Origin of the sequence: Kluyvera genomosp. 2, from assembly GCF_036759865.1 — a bacterium.
Lineage (GTDB): Bacteria > Pseudomonadota > Gammaproteobacteria > Enterobacterales > Enterobacteriaceae > Kluyvera > Kluyvera ascorbata_B.
In genome coordinates this window covers 75,932-95,268 of the sequence record NZ_JAPKIA010000017.1, presented here as the reverse complement: position 1 = coordinate 95,268, position 19,337 = coordinate 75,932, and the positions used below count along the sequence as shown (strand labels likewise).

Genomic DNA, 19,337 nt, shown 5'->3' with positions numbered 1-19,337 from the left:
TGTATTTTTAACTTCGTCACGTTTCGCAACCACTTCACATACGCCCATACAGCCCGCAACAAACCACCAATATAGCCATAAGACAGATACATTACCGGGTAATAACACCATAAAGAAATCAAATGACAGAACTTTACTCTGGAATATTTTTTTCAATATCATGCAGTAATCTGTGCAACATTGCCGTATCACGTTGCTCGAGTAAGCCAATACGTTGTTGCAGCCAGTCGGCCAGTTTTACATCTCCAGCCACCTCGAGTCGTTCAAGCAAACGCGTGATACGCGCTCTTAACGCAATCAGCTGATTTTCGTCACTCTCCGTGACTACCGGGTTTGCCGTTTGTAACAGTGACGAGAGCTGATAACAATAAACCATCACCGCCTGCCCGAGATTCAATGAAGGATAATCAGCCACCATCGGTACGCCGGTTAACACATCGGCTAACGCCAGCTCATCGTTGGTGAGCCCGGAATCTTCACGACCAAACACCAGCGCCGCATGGCCCATCCACTGCGCTTTTTCCGCCAGCATCGGCACCAGCTCCTGCGGCGTCGCGTAGTAGTGAAAGCGTGCGCGGCTGCGCGCCGTCGTGGCAACGGTGAAGTCCACATCGTGAAGCGCCTCTGCCAGCGTGGGATAGCAGGTAATGCCTTCGAGGATGTCAGAAGAGCCGTGAGCGACCCACCCGGCCGCCGGTTCCAGATGGGCAACGCTATCGACAATACGTAGGTCGTTAAATCCCATCGTTTTCATGGCCCGGGCGGCGGCGCCGATATTTTCGGCCCTTGCTGGCGAAACCAGCACAATAGATAAGCGCATTTAAAGTTCTCTTAATTTGCTGTCTTCAGGCAATAATGTGATGTACTTCAACATATTGCGCAGCGCGAATTTACAAAAATGCAACAAAAATCACTGAAATGATGTTTCACAATACATAAAAGACGCTAAACTATTTACGGCAATATATGGCGTATTTTATGTTAACAGATAGCAGATATCTTACTGTTTATATGAACTATTTCCATTCGCGCTGAACGATAGTAATTGGATTCACCACATTTATCAGTTAACCTGTGCAACTACTTGAGTTGTGGAAAAAATGTGATAGGCGTTATCATTCCGGAGTGATGATTTCACCAAACTGTTAACGTGCTACAATTGAACTTGATATATGTCAACGAAGCGTAGGTTTATTGGCGGTCTGGTGCCTCTTTACCTGTTATGTTGCTGTTAAAATGGTTAGGATGACAACCGTTTTTGACACTGTCGGGTCCAGAGGGAAGAGTACCCACGACCAAGCTAATGATGTTGTTGACGTTGATGGAAAGTGCATCAAGAACGCAATTACGTACTTTAGTCATGTTACGCCGATCATGTTAATTTTCGACATGCATCAGGCAGGTCAGGGACTATTGGTACTTCCTGTTTCGATTTAGTTGGCAATTTAGGTAGCAAACATGCAGACCCCGCACATTCTTATCGTTGAAGACGAGTTGGTAACACGCAACACGTTAAAAAGTATTTTCGAAGCAGAAGGCTACGATGTTTTCGAAGCGACCGATGGCGCGGAAATGCATCAGATCCTGTCTGAAAATGATATCAACCTGGTAATCATGGATATCAACCTGCCAGGGAAAAATGGCCTGCTGCTGGCGCGCGAACTGCGTGAGCAAGCGAACGTTGCCCTGATGTTCCTGACCGGCCGCGACAATGAAGTCGACAAAATCCTCGGTCTGGAAATTGGCGCAGATGATTACATCACCAAGCCGTTCAACCCGCGTGAACTGACCATCCGTGCGCGCAACCTGCTGTCCCGTACCATGAACCTGGGTACCGTCAGCGAAGAACGCCGTAGCGTAGAAAGCTACAAGTTCAACGGCTGGGAGCTGGACATCAACAGCCGCTCTCTGGTGAGCCCGAACGGCGAGCAGTACAAGCTGCCGCGCAGTGAATTCCGCGCGATGCTGCACTTCTGTGAGAACCCGGGCAAGATTCAGTCTCGTGCTGAACTGCTGAAGAAAATGACCGGCCGTGAGCTGAAGCCGCACGACCGTACGGTTGACGTGACCATTCGTCGCATCCGTAAGCATTTTGAGTCTACGCCGGATACGCCGGAAATCATCGCCACCATTCACGGCGAAGGTTACCGCTTCTGCGGCGAGCTGCAGGAATAAAAAAACAAAACGGCGCGTTAAGCGCCGTTTTTATTTGCCTTAATCCTATCCTACTTCGCTTCGACGCCCCACGGCATAATAGGTACCGCGCTGATCGCATTCTTTGGCGAACCGTCAACGACTTTGTCTGAATAGGCTAAGTAGGCCAGCACGTTACGTTTCTTATCGTAGAACCGCACAACCTGTAGTGATTTAAACACCAGCGATGTGCGCTTTTTAAAGACCACGTCACCGTCCGCTTTGCCATTCTTAATTTTGTCGCTGAGGGTAACCGGTCCAATCTGCTGGCAGGAAATCGCCGCATCTGAGGTATCTTCAGCCAGCCCCAGCCCCCCTTTAATACCGCCAGTCTTCGCTCGGCTCACGTAGCAGGTGACATTCTGCACGTCCGGATCGTCAAACGCTTCTACCACGATTTTATGATCGGGCCCGAACATTTTGAAAACCGTATCAACAGAACCAATCTGCTCCGCGTGGGCCGCCAGGCTGGAGACGCTGAGCAACAGGCCAGCCATTAATTTCTTGTATTTCATATTGTTACCATTTCCGTCGATTGAGTCGGGTGATTATTCAATATCTAATTAGAAAATGTTTAAAGATCACAGCTTTACAAAAAATAGGGCAATATCGAGTGTTAAAACGCATTTATGCATAAAAAAAACACCGAATGCTAAAACAGCAAAAGATGCTATTATCCGCTACTTTGGTAACAGGCACATAAGATTTTAAGGATGAGGGCATTTTATGGATCAAGCTGGAATTATTCGCGATCTCCTCGTTTGGCTGGAAGGCCATTTGGATCAGCCTCTATCGCTGGATAATGTGGCGGCAAAAGCGGGTTATTCTAAATGGCATCTGCAGCGTATGTTCAAAGATGTCACCGGCCATGCCATCGGTGCCTATATCCGCGCCCGCCGTCTGTCTAAATCTGCTGTTGCACTGCGCCTGACCGCTCGCCCGATCCTTGATATCGCGCTGCAGTATCGTTTTGACTCTCAGCAGACCTTTACACGGGCGTTCAAAAAGCAGTTTACGCTGACGCCGGCGCTGTATCGTCGTTCGCCGGACTGGAGCTCCTTTGGCATGCGGCCGCCTCTGCGCCTGGGCGAGTTTACGATGCCAAAATACGAGTTTATTACACTGCCAACTACCCATCTGCTGGGCGTAACCCAGAGCTATACCTGCAAGCTGGAAGAGATCTCCGATTTCCGCCAGCAGATGCGCGTCCAGTTCTGGACCGATTTCCTCGCCAACTCGCCGTCCATCCCGCCGATTCTGTACGGGCTGCACGAGCCTCGCCCTAGCCTGGAGAAAGACGACGAGCAGGAAGTGTTCTATACCACCGCGCTGACGCCAGAGATGGCCAACGGCCACGTGGACGACGTGCATCCGGTTACCCTTGAAGGCGGCGAATACGTGATGTTTACCTACGAAGGATTGGGAACCGGGGTGCAGGAGTTTATTCTGACGCTGTACGGTACCTGTATGCCAATGCTTAACCTGACGCGTCGTAAAGGTCAGGACATCGAACGCTTCTTCCCGCAGGACGAAGCGCGGAATCAGGAGCCGCCGATTATGCTGCGCTGCGAGTACCTGATTCCAATTCGTCGTTAACGCTGTAGCTCATCCAACGCAGGGGTATCGAGATGTGAGATATCCCCTGCCGTTTCAACCACCCATCCCGGCGCCAACCACAGGCTTTCCTGATAATCCACCCGCGAGATAGAGCAGTTACGCAGACGCAAGCGGCGCTCCGCGTGCGCAGGCAGCCCCAGAATAGTGCTCACCAGACAGCCTAGCGCGATACCGTGGCTCACCAGCAGCGGGCGACTGCCGGTTGGCAGATCGAGACAGGCGGCCAGCGCCGCATGCATACGCTCGCTCAGCTCCTGCATAGATTCGCCCTGCGGAATACGCCCGTCCGGCGTGCCGTTAACCACCTGACGACGCCACAGCTCTTCCTCCGCGGTTAATGAATCGAGGTGGCGCTGCTCCAGCACCCCCATATCTAACTCGCGCAGGCGCGCATCCAGCGTGACACCACAGCCGCAGGCATCGGCAATGATCTCAGCGGTACGGCGCGTACGGCCCAGATCGCTGGCAATGACGTGGGTGATGCCGTAGGTGCGCACGCGCTCGCCTACCTGCATCGCCTGCTGCTCCCCTTTCTCCGTCAGGGGGCTATCGGACTGACCCTGAATACGCCGCTCGGCGTTCCAGTGGGTTTCGCCATGGCGAACAAGATATACCTGTAACATGTTTTTTATCCGTTATACTGCGATGACATTTTTTTATCTGAGTTGTGTAGATTATGCATCAAGTTGTCTCCGCTACCACCAATCCTGCCAAAATTCAGGCAATTCTTGCGGCATTTGACCAGATTTTTGGCGAAGGATCCTGCCAGGTCGATGCGATCTCCGTTGATACCGGCGTCCCGGAACAGCCGTTCGGCAGCGAACAAACGCGCGCAGGCGCACGTAACCGGGTCGCTAACGCGCGAGCAGCACGTCCGGACGCTGATTTTTGGGTGGCCATTGAAGCCGGAATTGATGAAGGCGCCACCTTTAGTTGGGTGGTTATTGAGAGCAGAGACCAACGCGGCGAGGCGCGTTCCGCCACCTTGCCTTTGCCGGAGACAATCCTCGAGCAGGTGCGCGCGGGGGAAGCGCTGGGGCCGGTGATGTCGAAGTACACCGGCATCGATAAGATTGGCAATAAAGAAGGCGCTATCGGCGTTTTCACCGCCGGCGTATTAACCCGCAGCAGCGTTTACCATCAGGCGGTGGTGCTGGCGCTTAGCCCGTTCCATAACGACCTGTATCACCGATAGATACTGATATCAGGCAAGCCATTGCGCACTGCCGGATGGCGGCTTCGCCTTATCCGGCCGACAACTGCAGGTAGGCCTGATAAGCGTAGCGCCATCAGGCAAGCCATCGCACACTACCAGATGACGGGCTTAGGTTTTAGGTAGGGTTTGTTCCAGCCACTGGCGCAGCTCTACTGGCGCCGATTTCAGGCTGTTCGATCCACGAGTGATCGTCGCGATCCCCGCGCCCAGCTCGTTTTTCAGCTCACGCTGGCTCATTTCGCCGCGCAGCAGTTCTTCGATAATACGCACGCGAGTACCCAATGCTTCGCGCTCGTCCGGGGTCATGATTAAATTAAGCAGCGGCTGTGCAAGATCGTCGGTATATGCCAGACGCAGAAGCTCCACAAAGCGAAGCCACTCCTGGTTACGCTGCTCAGCCATCGTCGCTGAATAAGGGGATTGTTGGGTCATGTCAGGCCACCATGTTATGCATGTACTCTTAAACGAGTACAAGCATAACACAGGTCTTACCTATCAGTAACGTCGTTGCCACTCATTACTGCTGAGCACATCCTCTTTCTGGCCCATAAAGTGACGGTAATAGGCATCGTAGGCCAGCACGTTCTTCACGTAGCCGCGCGTTTCAGAGAACGGAATGCTCTCGATAAACGCGACCGCATCGATGCGCCCGGCGCTGTTGCCAAGCCAGGTGCGCACGCGACCCGGCCCGGCGTTATACGCCGCAGAAGCAAAAATACGGTTATTTTCAAACTGCTGGTAAACGTATTGCAGGTAGCTGGTGCCAATATTGATATTGGTTTCCGGATCGAGCAGCTGCGCAGGATTGCTGTAGCCCGGCAGATTAAACATTTTAACCGTATGGGTCGCAGTGCCCGGCATAATCTGCATCAGCCCGCTGGCACCTACCGGTGATTTCACCTTCGGGTTCCACGCGCTTTCCTGACGTGCAATCGCCATCGCGTAGCTTTGTGGCACGTCTTTACCTGCGGTGTAACGCACGAACAGGTCGTTATAGGCCAGCGGGAAACGTTCCTGCAAATTGTCCCACAGCTTACCGGCGATGGTTGCCTGTACGCTAAGATCCCACCATTGGCGATCGAAAGCATAGCGAGCCAGCTGCGCCTGCTCGGTTTGATTACGGCTGCTCACCAGGTTTGCCCACTCGCTACGCGCAGTGTTGTCCTGATTCCAGTACATCAGTTCGCGCACGCGCGCCATTTCTGCGCCGTCGGTCAGCGTTGCGGAGATAGCCCCCGGCGCTTTATCGATACGCAGCATATAAGGCTCGCCCAAACGCTGCGCCGCCACCATCGGGTAGAACCCGCGCTGCTGCATCAGCGACAGCAAAATGCCGCGCGCTTCGTCATCGCGCCCTCGCTCCATCAACAAATCGGCCTGCCAGTAGCGCCACTCGTCTTTCTCTTTGGCCTCCATCGGCAACCGTGCCAGCCAGGTGTTCAGCCCGGTACGGTCGCCGGTACCCAGAGCCATACGCACGCGGCGTTCAATGAGCGAGGTCGACTGCGAACGCATAATGGCGTCATCCCGCCAGCGCGCCTGTTCATCGGTCACGTCAGTGCCCATCAGCCGCCAGGCGACAATATCGCGCAGCTCCTGAGTTTGTTCTTCATTCAACTGCTGCGCCTGCACCAGCGTGGGAATCATCAGCCGTGCGTTTTCCACATCCTGGCGGGCAACGCTGCTAAACGCGACCGCCGCCAACTGACGGGTAAAGTCAGTCGCCCCGGTGGTACGGGCAAAAGTCAGCACGTTGTTGGGATTGTTATTCAGATCGGTAATAGCGCTGGCGATCGTTTGATATTCGGCCGGCATTTGCCCGGCCAGCACGTTCACCAGCCCCGTATTGCCAGCCTTCATCGCCAGACGAATGCGCTCCAGGTAAGCCAGCGGATCCTGAGTACCGGACGCGCGCCAGGCGCTAAACAGCGGATCGCAGGCATTGGGCCGACTTTGACCGGTAAGCCACAGGCTTTTTGCCCCCTCCCAGGCGCCCTGGGTATCGCCCACGTTATATTTGGCATAGTAATAGTTACACTGCGCCTCCGCAGTGCCGGGCTTATCGGGGCTAAACGCCAGCAGCCCGCGCCAGTCCTGGCGCCGGGCGAGCTCATTCACGAAGCGATTTTTTAACGTTCTGGCAGGCGGCAGCGTCGGGTTCGCCTGCACAAACTGGGTGACAGACAGCGCGGGCGTGTTCATCAGATCGCCGGAAAGCTGGCGGTATTCCAGGTACGGGTACAGCGGGTAGTCGCGCAGGGTCGGCATGAGCTGCGCCACCACCTCCATCTGGCCGTTGTCCCAGGCCTGTTTGATTTGCGCATAGCGGCTGCGCTGCTGGTCCAGCGAATCGGCGCGGGCAACGCTACTGACGGTCAGCAGGCAGATACCTGCTGCCAGCAGATGCCACGTAAATTGTTGGGCTTTTTGCACAAGCTCTTCCTCGTTGTCACGTTACGTCGGTGCAGCATCATGCCGCGTAATAAATTGATGCTAACGACTGATCGCGCAATGCGCCACGCCGTGAACACTTTTTTACGTTTTATCTGCGATGTCGCGCAGCTGAATTTGCCTGCTGGGATTGGACGGTGAAAACAGCTACACTTCGCCTTTGAAAAAACTCTATTCATCACGATAAAGAGGCGAAGTCCAACGTGGCTCAATTCGTTTATACCATGCATCGTGTCGGCAAAGTGGTTCCGCCGAAACGTCATATTCTTAAAAACATCTCGCTGAGCTTCTTCCCTGGCGCAAAAATCGGTGTTCTGGGTCTGAACGGCGCCGGTAAATCTACCCTACTGCGCATCATGGCCGGTATTGATACCGATATTGAAGGTGAAGCGCGCCCGCAGCCGGGCCTTAAAATTGGCTACCTGCCGCAGGAGCCGCAGCTGAATCCTGAACATACCGTTCGTGAATCCGTTGAAGAAGCCGTTGCCGAAGTGGTTAACGCGCTGAAAGGCCTGGACGAAGTGTACGCCAAGTACGCTGAACCGGACGCCGACTTCGACAAGCTGGCTGCCCAGCAGGGTAAGTTCGAAGAAATTATCCAGGCGCACGACGGCCACAACCTGAACGTGCAGCTTGAGCGCGCCGCTGATGCGCTGCGTCTGCCGGACTGGGACGCTAAAATCGAAAAACTCTCCGGTGGTGAACGCCGCCGCGTCGCGCTGTGCCGTCTGCTGCTGGAAAAACCAGACATGCTGCTGCTCGACGAACCCACTAACCACCTGGATGCGGAATCCGTCGCATGGCTGGAACGCTTCCTGCACGACTTCGAAGGCACCGTTGTGGCGATTACCCACGACCGTTACTTCCTCGATAACGTTGCCGGTTGGATCCTCGAACTTGACCGCGGTGAAGGTATTCCGTGGGAAGGTAACTACTCCTCCTGGCTGGAGCAGAAAGATCAGCGTCTGGCTCAGGAAGCCTCTCAGGAAGCGGCTCGCCGTAAATCCATCGAGAAAGAGCTGGAGTGGGTTCGTCAGGGCGCGAAAGGCCGTCAGTCTAAAGGCAAAGCACGTCTGGCGCGTTTTGAAGAGCTCAACAACGTTGAGTATCAGAAACGTAACGAAACCAACGAACTGTTCATTCCACCTGGCGCACGTCTGGGCGACAAAGTTGTGGAAGTCAGCAACCTGCGTAAGTCCTATGGCGACCGCGTGCTGATCGACGACCTGAGCTTCTCCGTGCCGAAAGGCGCGATTGTCGGGATCATCGGCCCGAACGGCGCGGGTAAATCGACCCTGTTCCGCATGATGTCTGGCCAGGAACAGCCTGACAGCGGCTCAATCACCCTGGGTGAAACCGTGAAGCTGGCTTCGGTTGACCAGTTCCGCGATGCGATGGATAACAGCAAAACCGTGTGGGAAGAAGTGTCCGGCGGGCTGGATATCATGAAGATCGGCAACACCGAGATGCCAAGCCGCGCCTACGTTGGCCGCTTTAACTTTAAAGGCGTCGACCAGGGCAAACGCGTTGGCGAGCTGTCCGGCGGTGAGCGCGGTCGTCTGCACCTGGCGAAGCTGCTGCAGGTGGGCGGCAACGTCCTGCTGCTCGATGAACCGACCAACGACCTGGATATCGAAACCCTGCGCGCGCTGGAAAACGCCCTGCTGGAGTTCCCGGGCTGCGCAATGGTTATCTCGCACGACCGTTGGTTCCTCGACCGTATCGCGACCCACATTCTGGACTATCAGGATGAAGGTAAAGTGGAGTTCTTTGAAGGTAACTTCACCGAATACGAAGAGTACAAGAAACGCACGCTGGGCGCGGATGCGCTGGAGCCGAAGCGTATTAAGTACAAGCGTATTGCGAAGTAAGAACAACCACGGGAACGGGGGCAACCCTGTTCCCGTTTTATTACCTAAAGATAATCCCGGCATCAGAAATGGTGTTTGCGGCTGTATAGACGCCGCCAATTGATTGAGCAGCAGAAATTATTCCCCCCCGAGAAATCACTATATTCGTTCTGGCATCCGTACCGGCAACCTGCTGTAAATCCGCTTTAATTGCAGAAACCTTCCCGCCATCGGTCACGTAGAGAGAATAATTATGGCTTCCGCGCACCATGGCATCATCCAGTGAAACATTCGCCCCATACTGCACCAGAACACCATAATTCCCAGCATTGTTAATGATGGAATGGGACAAGTCGGCGGTGCTGGCACGAGAAATCTGTACCGCCGTGCCCGATGACAGAGAGTGGTCTAATGTCATTCTTCGACCATTAAAATTAGCGCTTTCATCGACAAAAACAGCCACGCATTTGCCAATACCACCGGCCAGACTTGCATCAGTAGCCTGAATCTCAGCATTCGTCGTCGCGCGGCAAAGATTATCCGTACACGATCCGCCGACGGTACCGCTCTCCACAATCACTGACCCGGAGTAGTTGGCCCGGATGCAGTAGAGCGGCGTCGTGTCTGTATTGACCGCATGGCAACTCTGCGCTTCGATTTCCGTGTAACGTCTCGCAGAAATATTGGTTTCCGTGCAGTTATCCGCTATCACTTCCTCAGCCGCAATTTTGCTTCCTCGCTGGCCGGTAATACCAAATCGACAACCGCTACAGTTTCCGCGCGTCACATTCAGGAGACTGGATATGGAAGCATAAAAACCGTAGTTAAGCCCATTCTGCGCATCAGCCCCTTCCGCATTCATCGAGCCGCTCATTCGGGAGGCAAACCCCGCAGAACGAGAGTCACGTGCAACGGAACCCTGAGCGGAAAGCACGGCCCCCTCTGCCAGAAAACCGTTATGGCATCGGTTCGCTTCACTCGCATTTGCCGAACCGGTTGCCCCCGAGCGAGCGGAAACACCATCACCGGCACAGTGGTTCCATAGCGTGTTATCCGCACCAAACGAAGCGCCGGATAACGCTAATAATCCATCACCGAATGCATTAATGCATCCCGCCCTAGTGGAGAAGTTGACCGATGAACCGGCCCCATGAACCAGAAAAGCAACGGAAATATCCTTACTCCCTTCGACATACTCCATATCGAATAGCGCACTGATTAGCGGCAACCGCCCACCACGGCTTGCTGAAAATACGGGAAGATAGTTTTCAACACGGTTTTTTAAAGCACTGCGCATGATTTTTACCGTATGCTCAGAAAAAACTTCCATCCAGGATAAATCAATACCCGAGAGGATAACCTGCTCTCGCATAACAAAATCTTCCAGCAAAAAGATGCGTATAGTGACACCCGATGCCGCGTAGCCCGGATAATACTGCGAAAAGTAGGTGATAGCGTCATTCAGGCGAATAAAGTCTCCAGTTTCCCCGACCGTACAACTCAAAGCATTTGATTCATAGATAATATACTTTGTTAATTCATTTATTCCATTAATATTAGATATAAAAACCTCAATATTATGTATTGAATAGAATGCATTCAATAATACTTAATCCGTTTTTAAGAAAAAATAAAATCATTCACAAACAAACTAAATACTTTGTTTTTAACAAACGCAAAGCCATTCTCTCATTTTAAAAATAAACACCATCAATATCACATCAGTTAAGATAACCGAGTAATACATAATCACTATTGTGATACTTTAGTGACTGTGCTAAAAATGCCGCACAAAATCAGCCACCACAGTTATTCACTAAAATAATCCATGATAGGAACATCATAGGATACAGGTTGCCGTTAAAAAATATCACAAAGGAATGAGATGTTTTATCACACCAAACATCATAGGTTATATGAGTTAATCAAAAAGAATAAATGGAGCGGATAATTTCATCATTTAACCCCATTTTTATTCATCGAATTAATTCAACAAAAAAGCCAATAATCTATGAAAATAAATGATTTTTTATCTAGCCGTTTTATTGCCAGAAAAAAAAGGCTGGCTCGCTCGGTAATAAAAAAAATCCGACAAATCGATATTCAGCGCCATCTGTGGAAGGCCATTATCGCCGCCCCGATGTGCCTGTTGATTATCTATCTGGCGGTTTTCAGCCAGCCGCGCTACGTCAGTGAGTCTAAGGTCGCGGTTAAGCGGCCCAACGAACTCGACAGTTCCAACCTGAATTTCGGCCTGCTGCTGGGGGCCTCTAACCCGTCATCCGCCGAAGATTCGTTGTACCTGAAAGAGTACATTAACTCACCGGATATGCTGCAAACGCTGGATAAGAAACTCAATTTTCATCACGCGTTTAGCCAAAGCGGCTGGGATTTCTTGTTCCACCTCCCCGCCGATATCACCGCAGAGCGTTATCTGGATTACTACCGCTCGCGCCTGAGCGTAAATTACGATGAAAAAACCGGCCTGCTGTCTATTGAAACGCAGGGGTTTACCCCCGAATTCGCACAGGCATTTAACCAGGCGGTGCTGAAAGAGTCCGAGCGTTTTATTAACGAGCTATCGCACAAAATCTCGCGCGAGCAGATGCAGTTTGCCGAAGAGCAGCTGCAGGAAACAAAGGATCGTCTGAGCGCAAGCAAAACCCAGCTATTAGCCTACCAGAATAGCAACAATGTGCTCGCCCCGGCGGCGTCGGCGGAAGCGGCCACCACGTTGGTCAATACGCTAATCGCAAAGCGAATCGATATGGAAGCGGAGCTGCGTAATCTGCTGACCTATTTACGCGAAGATGCACCGCAGGTGGTCAGCACCAAAAATGCGATTAAGTCTTTACAGGCCCAGATTGACGTTGAGCAAAACAAAATCACCGCACCGGACGGTAAGAAACTGAATAGCATGGCCGCTGATTTTGAAGATCTGAAAACCACGGTGAAATTCGATAACGATCTGTATGCGCTGGCGTTACAGGCTATTGAAAAAACGCGTCTGGAAAGCGCGCGTAAATTAAAAACGCTGTCGGTGATTAGCTCACCGCAGCTGCCGCAAGAATCCAGATTTCCCAATGTACTGTATCTCTTAGCCAGTTGGTTATTGGTGTGTTGTCTGCTTTTTGGCACGGCCAAATTATTGATCGCCATTATTGAAGATCACAAAGACTAATTAACCGCCAATATAATTAACAGAGTCTATTATGAAATTAGTTAAAACGATTCTTGTATTGAGTATCCTGCAATCCTGCCAGGCGCTGGCGGTTGGGATTACCGCCGATCCGCAGCTGACGGGCGCGGCCGGGCTGCCTCAACTGCTGGCGGCCAAAGCACAAAGTACCGATAGCAGCGGCTTCGATAACACCCCAATTGCCCTGCCCGCACCGCCGTTGAGCCGTATGTTCGGCGCACAGCTCTTCAATGGCTCCACGGCAGACAGCGGCACCAGTATTGGTTTCAACCCGGGTTATATCATCGGCTTAGGCGACACTATTCAGATTCGCCTGTGGGGCGCATTTAATTTCGACGGCGCGCTGCCCGTTGACCCGAAAGGCAATATTTTCGTGCCCAACGTCGGTCCGCTGAAGGTGAACGGCGTCAGTAACGGTCAGCTCAATAGCCTGGTCACGGCAAAAATCAAAGAAGTCTATCAGTCGAATGTCAACGTCTATGCCTCGCTGCTTCAGGCACAGCCGGTGAAAGTGTTCGTCACCGGCTACGTCAGAAACCCGGGGCTTTACGGCGGCGTGGCCTCCGACTCGCTGCTCTCCTATCTAAGCAAGGCGGGTGGTGTCGACAGCGAGCGCGGCAGCTATGTCGATATCACCGTGAAGCGCGGTAAAAGCGTGCGCTCGCACATCAACCTGTACGACTTCCTGCTCAACGGCTCGCTGAATCTGTCACAGTTTGCCGATGGCGATACCATCGTGGTCGGCCCGCGCCAGTATACCTTTAGCGTCGAAGGCGACGTGTATAACAGCTATGACTTCGAGTTTCACGATAGCAGCATCCCGGTAAACGAAGCGCTGCAATGGTCGCGGCCCAAGCCGGGCGCAACGCACTTTACCATTATCCGCCAGCAGGGTGCGATGAAGCGGACCGAGTACTACCCGCTTAGCAGCGCCTCCGGAAAAATGCTGCAAGACGGCGATAAACTGATCGTCAGCTCTGACCGCTATGCCGGAACAATCCAGGTCCGTATTGAAGGTGCCCACTCCGGCGAACACGCGGTGGTACTGCCGTATGGCTCGACCATGAAGCAGGTGCTGGCGCAGATAAAAACTAACAGCATGTCACAGCTCAGCAGCATACAGCTCTACCGCCACTCGGTGGCCGTACGCCAGAAAGAGATGCTCAATACTTCGCTGCAGAAGCTGGAGGAAGCCTCGCTTTCATCGCAGTCAGCGACTCAGGAAGAGGCTCGGCTGCGCGTGCAGGAAGCGCAGCTCGTCAGCCGCTTCGTCGCCAAAGCGCGCAACGTGGTGCCTAAGGGCCAGGTAGTGCTTAACGAGAGCAACCTCGACAGCGTCATTCTGGAAGACGGCGACGTTATCACCATTCCGGAAAAAACCTCGCTGGTCATGATCCACGGTTCGGTGCTGTTCCCCAACGCAATCTCCTGGGATAAGAAGTTCGATGTCGATGACTACATTGAGAAGTGCGGCGGCCTGACGCAGAAATCGGGGCAGTCAAAAATTATCGTTATTCATCAGGATGGTTCCGCAGTCGATGCCGACGATGTCGATGACGTGAAGCCCGGCGACGAAATTATGGTCCTGCCGAAGTACGAAACGAAGAATCTGGAAGTGACGCGCGGTATCTCCACCATCCTTTACCAGATGGCGGTGGCGGCGAAGGTTATTTTGGATCTGTAACACATAGGGCGTGGCGGAGAGACTCCGCCACCGAAAGATCACCCATATGGAAGCCGTTCAGGATGATAGGCATCTACTCTTCAGGTATCTGGCAACTCCCGCATCTTCAGCGCTTTTTAGGCGAAGCATGCTGCAAACTGACCCCGCTATCTTCTCTCCCGGGCAACGTGGATGCCATTGCCGTTTGGGGCGAACGCCCTTCTGCCCTGCGCCCAATTGAACGGGCGCAAAAAGCCGGGTTGCCCGTACTGCGCCTGGAGGATGGTTTCACCCGCTCGTTAGAACTTGGGGTGAACGGCGCACCGCCGTTGGGCATCGTGGTGGACGATCTCGGTATCTATTACGACGCCCGTCGCCCCAGCCGTCTGGAAATACTGATCAAACAAGAAGCCGAAACCCCAACGTTGAAAAACGAAGCGCTGCGTGTCGCCGCGTTTATTGTTGAAAACGATCTTTCAAAGTACAACCATGCCCCGCGCTTCAAAGAAACGCATCATGCCAACGTGACGCTGGTTGTCGATCAAACCTACGGCGACGTCTCCGTTACGCTCGGTGGAGCAACCGAGCGCCAGTTTGCGGCGATGCTTTCCTGCGCGAAGAAGGAGCACCCGCACGGTGAGATTTGGGTGAAAACCCATCCGGATGTGCTGACGGGGAAAAAGAAAGGCTACTTTGAAACGCTGACCGCCGATCCCCGCATTCGGCTTATAACGAAAGATTTCAGCCCGCAGTCCCTACTGCGCCAGGTTTCGCACGTTTATACCGTGACCTCGCAGTACGGTATTGAAGCATTAATGGCGGGAAAGAAAGTGACCTGTTTCGGCCTGCCGTGGTATGCCGGTTGGGGGTTAACCGATGACCGTCATCCTCAATCACAGGACATTGCCGCCCGCCGTGGCAACGCACCGCTCAGCGCCCTGGTTGCCGCCGCGTGGCTGCAATACACCCGCTACGTTGATCCGCACACGGGTGAAGCTAGCACGCTACCCGATATGCTGGAGTACCTGCGCCTACAGCGTCAACATTTGCTGGCCCGTAGCGGCCAATTGTGGGCCCCCGGCATGACGCTGTGGAAGAGCAGTATCGTTCGACCCTTTCTAAAAACATCCGGCAACAGCGTGGATTTCTCACATAAGGGAAAAGAAGCCAGCGCCTGCGTCGTCTGGGGAATTAAGGGTGAGCAGCGCTGGCGGCAGAAGGCTTCCCAGTACGACATCCCGGTATGGCGGATGGAAGATGGCTTTCTCCGCTCTTCAGGGCTGGGCTCAGATTTGCAGCCACCGCTATCTCTGGTGCTGGACAAAACCGGCATTTACTACGATGCCAGTCGTCCCAGTGACCTTGAAAATTTGCTCATACATTCTGACCTGACGCCGGAACAGCAGCGGCGGGCAGAGTCTTTACGGCAGAAGCTTATCGCAAACAAACTGAGTAAATACAACCTTGGCGCCAGCTGGCAGATACCCGCCGGGGCCGCAGGTAAGCGTAGGCTGCTGGTGACGGGACAGGTGGAGAATGATGCCTCCATCGCGAGTGGAACCGCAACGATCAGAACAAACCTGTCGCTGCTGAGCACCGTACGAGCACGCCATCCCGATGCATTTATTATCTACAAGCCCCACCCGGACGTCCTGGTTGGCAACCGACCGGGCCATATTCCGGATGAGGAAATGCACCGCCTTGCCGACTGCGTCGCGCTGGACGCCGATATCATCGAATGTATTCAACAGGTTGATGAAGTGCACACCATGACTTCGCTATCAGGGTTTGAGGCCCTGATGCACGGCAAGGCTGTTTATTGTTACGGCATGCCCTTCTACGCAGGCTGGGGGCTAACCACCGACGAATACGCCTGCGAACGACGTCAGCGTTTACTGACCATTAGCGACTTGCTCTACCAAACGCTTATCGGCTACCCCACCTACATTCATCCGGAATCTAAACAGTGCATCTCACCGGAGATGGCCATGGACTGGCTGCTTGCACAAAAGCGGCAGGTGATGGGGGTAAAACGCGGCGCAGGTCAGTATTTGCAGCGGCAGGGTCGCAAGCTGCACATGCTGATGAAAACGATGAAGAACTAGCATCGAGAAGGATTCTCCATGAACAGTAATACGATTAATACGCTCCTCTCAGGAAAGCGCTACCTGCTTTTGCAGGGGCCAATGGGCCCGTTCTTCAACGATATGGCGGAATGGCTGGAGTCCCAGGGCCGCGAGGCTATGAATGTCGTCTTTAACGCCGGCGATCGTTTTTACTGCCGTACCAGGCAGTACTTAACGTACAAGCAAACGCCAGGAGAGTTTCCGCACTGGCTAAAAGAGACATGGCAAACCTATCCCTTCGATACCATCCTTTGTTTCGGTGACTGTCGCCACCTCCATCAGGCTGCAAAGCGCTGGGCACAAGCCAAAGGCGTGCGCTTCCTGGCATTCGAAGAGGGCTACCTACGGCCACACTTTATTACCCTGGAAAATGGGGGCGTAAACGCTTATTCATCCCTTCCCCGCGATCCTGAATTCTATCGCCAGCTCCCCGAGCAAGCAGAACTTGAGGTACACAGTTTGAAGCCCTCAACCAAGCTGCGTATCTGGCACGCCACATGGTATTACCTGGTCAGTTGGTATCATCGAGAGCAATTCCCCCAGTATCGCCATCACAAGGTGTTTTCACCCTGGTATGAAGGTAAATGCTGGATCCGTGCCGGCTGGAGAAAACAGTGGTATCGCTATAAAGAACGCCACGTGATGGGCATGCTAAAGAGCAAGCTGGATAAACGTTATTTTCTCGCCATTCTTCAGGTTTACAACGACAGCCAGATACGCAACCACAGTCCTTATAAGGATGTGCGTAACTACATCAACGACGTGATGTATTCGTTTTCGAAGAAGGCATCACCGATGGATTTTCTGGTGTTTAAGCACCATCCGATGGATCGTGGGCATCGACTATATGGGCCGTTGATTAAAAAGCTGAGCAAACAGTATGGCGTGAGTAGCCGGGTTATTTATGTTCACGATCTGCCAATGCCCAAAATGCTGACGCATGCGAAGGCGGTTATCACGATTAACAGCACGGCAGGAATTTCTGCGCTGATCCACAACAAACCGTTGAAAGTAATGGGGCAGGCGCTGTATGACATTAAAGGGCTGACGTACCAGGGGCATTTAAACCAGTTCTGGACGGGACATTTTAATCCTGATATGAAATTATTTAAGAAATTTAGCGTTTATTTGCGGGCTAATACGCAGATTAATGCGGTATTTTATGGAAGGAAGTCACCTGAAATGGTGCAGTATCAGGTGACTCACGAAGAGAAGGTTATGGAGGGGAAGTGGTTTTTGCAGTAAAGTACAAGCTGCATTTAAAATATTTAGTTGTTGATCCTCAACGTTATTACCTAAATCAATTTTTATTTATATGCTTTTTACTAAAATTTTTATAGTTGCCAACTATTGCAAATCGTTCTAACTTTATTTATATGTTCAAGCATATCACTGACAAGTCCAGCATAATCCTCACATGATTTGTTTTTGAATTCACTTTTTCAAATGCCAGTAAAAAAACGTTATAAATGTCCCTCAGAGTAATGAGTTTATTATTTATTATTACATGACTAACATTCTTCCCCCTAAACTCACGCAATAAAATCGATCTTGCAAGATAGTATAAAATGTAATGATCTTCATTTGAAATAAAATGTCTTAACTCCCACAAATGGATAGCCTGTGAAATAACCGAATCATTATTGAATTGTACCGCAGCGGCTCTAAACTTATAAATTGAAAAATCATGGGTGAATATCTTTGATTTACTAGAAACTAAACTTCGAGACCACGATGTACCAGTTTTAACTACCTTACCAGGGCTACCAGCAACAATAGAGAATGCGGGATATTTATCGGCTAGAAGGCTGCGAGCACCGGCTAAAGTATTAGAACCTATCTCTGTGCCCTTCAATACTAAAACATCCCTAGAAAGCCACACCTTATTTTTAATAACAACATCTTTCGATTGATTTATTCTTTCACCAGTGTCTTCTAAGAAGATAGAATGCATATCTGAACTATATATTCTCACATTAGCAAACAAACAATCATCTCCTATTGTTATAGATGTATTATCTGCCGCATGAATAAAAATAAGATCATTACAGATTAGCCCATAACCAATTATCACCTGGCAGTTTGGTCCAACTATTATCCTCCCGCTAATTTCGCTAAGACTATTAATAACTAACTTTGCCCCAGAGCATACGCTTATCTGGGCGGATGATAACTTAACCCCATAACCAATTTCAATATCAGGAATTTCATCTTCAAACTCAATCCATGATGAAACAAAAGAAACATTCTTGCCTATATTTATTATCGCCTCAGTTTGCGATGTTGAAATACGCTTCATAAAAATCACTCACCCATGTTAATTTTCTAATTTCTTAACGGCCGTTCTTTTCCAGTATTTGCTGGTAACAGGAATGCTATTTTTATCAGGCTTGTAAAATGGAGGGGTTATACTTAAGTGCGGGCGTTCCCATGCAACATTACGTTTTGTTACCTTGGCAGGAACACCAACAGCAATACAATTGTTAGGAATCCGGCTCTTTAATATACTACCATAACCTAGTATGCTGCCATTGCCGATCATTCCGCCAGATAAAATAGTTGTCCGAGCAGCAAGCCAAACATGCTCACCGACAACAATGTCTCGTGGTAGATTAATTCTCAATCCGGTTCTTACATTAAAAATAGGATGAGCATCATCGGCTCTTAATTCTACAGATGATGCTAACATACAATCCTCACCGATTAATACCGAAGAACCTTCAGCGGTGGTAATAATACAACTATTGGTACATGTGACTTTGTCATTTATTCTTACATTACAATCCTGTCCAATACGAATGTTTCCCACAAACTTGTTATTACCTATTTCACAGACACCATGATTACAGTCAAAAAGAATCATTGAATTATTTATTTGACTGTGCTCATCAACTATCAGTCTATTATTCTCCCCTGAAAATGTTATTTTTACACTATTTCTATGCTCACCATTATAGATTATAACATTTCCACGTTTATCTTCATATGCACCGAGTGTCACAATCATACTACCTCCATAATT

General features: G+C 51.3%; 16 protein-coding genes and 1 pseudogene. 8 read left to right on the top strand and 9 right to left on the bottom strand.

Going from position 1 to position 19,337, the window contains the following annotated elements:
* Window positions 1-133: 133 nt before the first annotated feature.
* Window positions 134-820 carry a tRNA/rRNA methyltransferase gene (locus tag V6942_RS18240; RefSeq protein WP_106925260.1) on the bottom strand — a complete coding sequence of 229 codons (687 nt, stop codon included), beginning with the start codon at window positions 818-820 and terminating at the stop codon, window positions 134-136.
* A 400-nt stretch (window positions 821-1,220) separates the two neighbouring features.
* A pseudogene (yjjY, locus tag V6942_RS18235) lies at window positions 1,221-1,362 on the bottom strand (protein YjjY).
* 96 nt (window positions 1,363-1,458) lie between these two features.
* Between yjjY and arcA the strand changes: the two are divergent.
* Window positions 1,459-2,175: a two-component system response regulator ArcA gene (arcA, locus tag V6942_RS18230; RefSeq protein WP_015966004.1), complete on the top strand. Its 717-nt coding sequence runs from the start codon at window positions 1,459-1,461 to the stop codon at window positions 2,173-2,175.
* 50 nt (window positions 2,176-2,225) lie between these two features.
* On the opposite strand, the gene creA is transcribed toward arcA, so the two are convergent.
* Complete coding sequence (gene creA, locus V6942_RS18225) at window positions 2,226-2,708, bottom strand: protein CreA (protein ID WP_106925258.1); 483 nt, start codon at window positions 2,706-2,708, stop codon at window positions 2,226-2,228.
* 211 nt (window positions 2,709-2,919) lie between these two features.
* On the opposite strand from creA, the gene robA reads away from it, so the two are divergent.
* A complete protein-coding gene (gene robA / locus V6942_RS18220; protein WP_106925256.1) occupies window positions 2,920-3,789 on the top strand; it encodes an MDR efflux pump AcrAB transcriptional activator RobA in 870 nt (289 codons plus the stop codon).
* Here robA and gpmB read toward each other — a convergent pair.
* Window positions 3,786-4,433: a 2,3-diphosphoglycerate-dependent phosphoglycerate mutase GpmB gene (gpmB, locus tag V6942_RS18215; protein ID WP_182929499.1), complete on the bottom strand. Its 648-nt coding sequence runs from the start codon at window positions 4,431-4,433 to the stop codon at window positions 3,786-3,788. The two genes, robA and gpmB, sit on opposite strands and share 4 nt — an antisense overlap.
* A gap of 53 nt (window positions 4,434-4,486) precedes the next feature.
* Here gpmB and yjjX point away from each other — a divergent pair, with 53 nt between their 5' ends.
* On the top strand, window positions 4,487-5,005 hold the full coding sequence (yjjX, locus tag V6942_RS18210) for an inosine/xanthosine triphosphatase (RefSeq protein ID WP_106925252.1): 519 nt from the start codon (window positions 4,487-4,489) through the stop codon (window positions 5,003-5,005).
* A 129-nt stretch (window positions 5,006-5,134) separates the two neighbouring features.
* On the opposite strand, the gene trpR is transcribed toward yjjX, so the two are convergent.
* Complete coding sequence (gene trpR / locus V6942_RS18205) at window positions 5,135-5,458, bottom strand: trp operon repressor (RefSeq protein ID WP_106925250.1); 324 nt, start codon at window positions 5,456-5,458, stop codon at window positions 5,135-5,137.
* 63 nt (window positions 5,459-5,521) lie between these two features.
* Window positions 5,522-7,459 (bottom strand): murein transglycosylase, encoded by a 1,938-nt coding sequence (gene sltY / locus V6942_RS18200; protein ID WP_106925248.1) that lies wholly within the window; start codon window positions 7,457-7,459, stop codon window positions 5,522-5,524.
* Window positions 7,460-7,680: 221 nt separating this feature from the next.
* On the opposite strand from sltY, the gene ettA reads away from it, so the two are divergent.
* Window positions 7,681-9,348 carry an energy-dependent translational throttle protein EttA gene (ettA, locus tag V6942_RS18195; protein ID WP_182928394.1) on the top strand — a complete coding sequence of 556 codons (1,668 nt, stop codon included), beginning with the start codon at window positions 7,681-7,683 and terminating at the stop codon, window positions 9,346-9,348.
* A gap of 40 nt (window positions 9,349-9,388) precedes the next feature.
* Here ettA and V6942_RS18190 read toward each other — a convergent pair whose 3' ends face one another.
* A complete protein-coding gene (locus V6942_RS18190; protein ID WP_333501622.1) occupies window positions 9,389-10,930 on the bottom strand; it encodes a hypothetical protein in 1,542 nt (513 codons plus the stop codon).
* 408 nt (window positions 10,931-11,338) lie between these two features.
* Here V6942_RS18190 and V6942_RS18185 point away from each other — a divergent pair, with 408 nt between their 5' ends.
* The 4 genes from V6942_RS18185 to V6942_RS18170 all read left to right on the top strand — a co-directional run bounded on the left by V6942_RS18185 (window position 11,339) and on the right by V6942_RS18170 (window position 17,560).
* Window positions 11,339-12,508, top strand: coding sequence for a capsule biosynthesis protein (locus V6942_RS18185; RefSeq protein ID WP_333501621.1), 1,170 nt, complete (start codon window positions 11,339-11,341; stop codon window positions 12,506-12,508).
* A 31-nt stretch (window positions 12,509-12,539) separates the two neighbouring features.
* Window positions 12,540-14,210 (top strand): polysaccharide biosynthesis/export family protein, encoded by a 1,671-nt coding sequence (locus V6942_RS18180; RefSeq protein WP_182929501.1) that lies wholly within the window; start codon window positions 12,540-12,542, stop codon window positions 14,208-14,210.
* 62 nt (window positions 14,211-14,272) lie between these two features.
* Entirely contained in the window at window positions 14,273-16,294 is a 2,022-nt protein-coding gene (locus V6942_RS18175) for a capsular polysaccharide biosynthesis protein (protein ID WP_333501620.1), read from the top strand.
* A gap of 18 nt (window positions 16,295-16,312) precedes the next feature.
* A complete protein-coding gene (locus tag V6942_RS18170) occupies window positions 16,313-17,560 on the top strand; it encodes a capsular biosynthesis protein (RefSeq protein WP_333501619.1) in 1,248 nt (415 codons plus the stop codon).
* Window positions 17,561-17,687: 127 nt separating this feature from the next.
* On the opposite strand, the gene V6942_RS18165 is transcribed toward V6942_RS18170, so the two are convergent.
* Together V6942_RS18165 and V6942_RS18160 are read right to left on the bottom strand one after the other, a co-directional pair.
* Window positions 17,688-18,614, bottom strand: a complete 927-nt coding sequence (locus V6942_RS18165) for a hypothetical protein (RefSeq protein ID WP_333501618.1) — start codon at window positions 18,612-18,614, stop codon at window positions 17,688-17,690.
* An 18-nt stretch (window positions 18,615-18,632) separates the two neighbouring features.
* On the bottom strand, window positions 18,633-19,322 hold the full coding sequence (locus tag V6942_RS18160) for an acyltransferase (RefSeq protein ID WP_333501617.1): 690 nt from the start codon (window positions 19,320-19,322) through the stop codon (window positions 18,633-18,635).
* Between the last annotated feature and the right edge of the window lie 15 nt (window positions 19,323-19,337).

Excerpts from the sequence above, each read along its gene's own strand:
- V6942_RS18240 (WP_106925260.1), bottom strand. The coding sequence starts at position 820 with ATGCGCTTATCTATTGTGCTGGTTTCGCCAGCAAGGGCCGAAAATATC.
- arcA (WP_015966004.1), top strand. The coding sequence starts at position 1,459 with ATGCAGACCCCGCACATTCTTATCGTTGAAGACGAGTTGGTAACACGC.
- creA (WP_106925258.1), bottom strand. The coding sequence starts at position 2,708 with ATGAAATACAAGAAATTAATGGCTGGCCTGTTGCTCAGCGTCTCCAGC.
- robA (WP_106925256.1), top strand. The coding sequence starts at position 2,920 with ATGGATCAAGCTGGAATTATTCGCGATCTCCTCGTTTGGCTGGAAGGC.
- gpmB (WP_182929499.1), bottom strand. The coding sequence starts at position 4,433 with ATGTTACAGGTATATCTTGTTCGCCATGGCGAAACCCACTGGAACGCC.
- yjjX (WP_106925252.1), top strand. The coding sequence starts at position 4,487 with ATGCATCAAGTTGTCTCCGCTACCACCAATCCTGCCAAAATTCAGGCA.
- trpR (WP_106925250.1), bottom strand. The coding sequence starts at position 5,458 with ATGACCCAACAATCCCCTTATTCAGCGACGATGGCTGAGCAGCGTAAC.
- V6942_RS18185 (WP_333501621.1), top strand. The coding sequence starts at position 11,339 with ATGAAAATAAATGATTTTTTATCTAGCCGTTTTATTGCCAGAAAAAAA.
- V6942_RS18180 (WP_182929501.1), top strand. The coding sequence starts at position 12,540 with ATGAAATTAGTTAAAACGATTCTTGTATTGAGTATCCTGCAATCCTGC.
- V6942_RS18175 (WP_333501620.1), top strand. The coding sequence starts at position 14,273 with ATGATAGGCATCTACTCTTCAGGTATCTGGCAACTCCCGCATCTTCAG.
- V6942_RS18170 (WP_333501619.1), top strand. The coding sequence starts at position 16,313 with ATGAACAGTAATACGATTAATACGCTCCTCTCAGGAAAGCGCTACCTG.
- V6942_RS18165 (WP_333501618.1), bottom strand. The coding sequence starts at position 18,614 with ATGAAGCGTATTTCAACATCGCAAACTGAGGCGATAATAAATATAGGC.
- V6942_RS18160 (WP_333501617.1), bottom strand. The coding sequence starts at position 19,322 with ATGATTGTGACACTCGGTGCATATGAAGATAAACGTGGAAATGTTATA.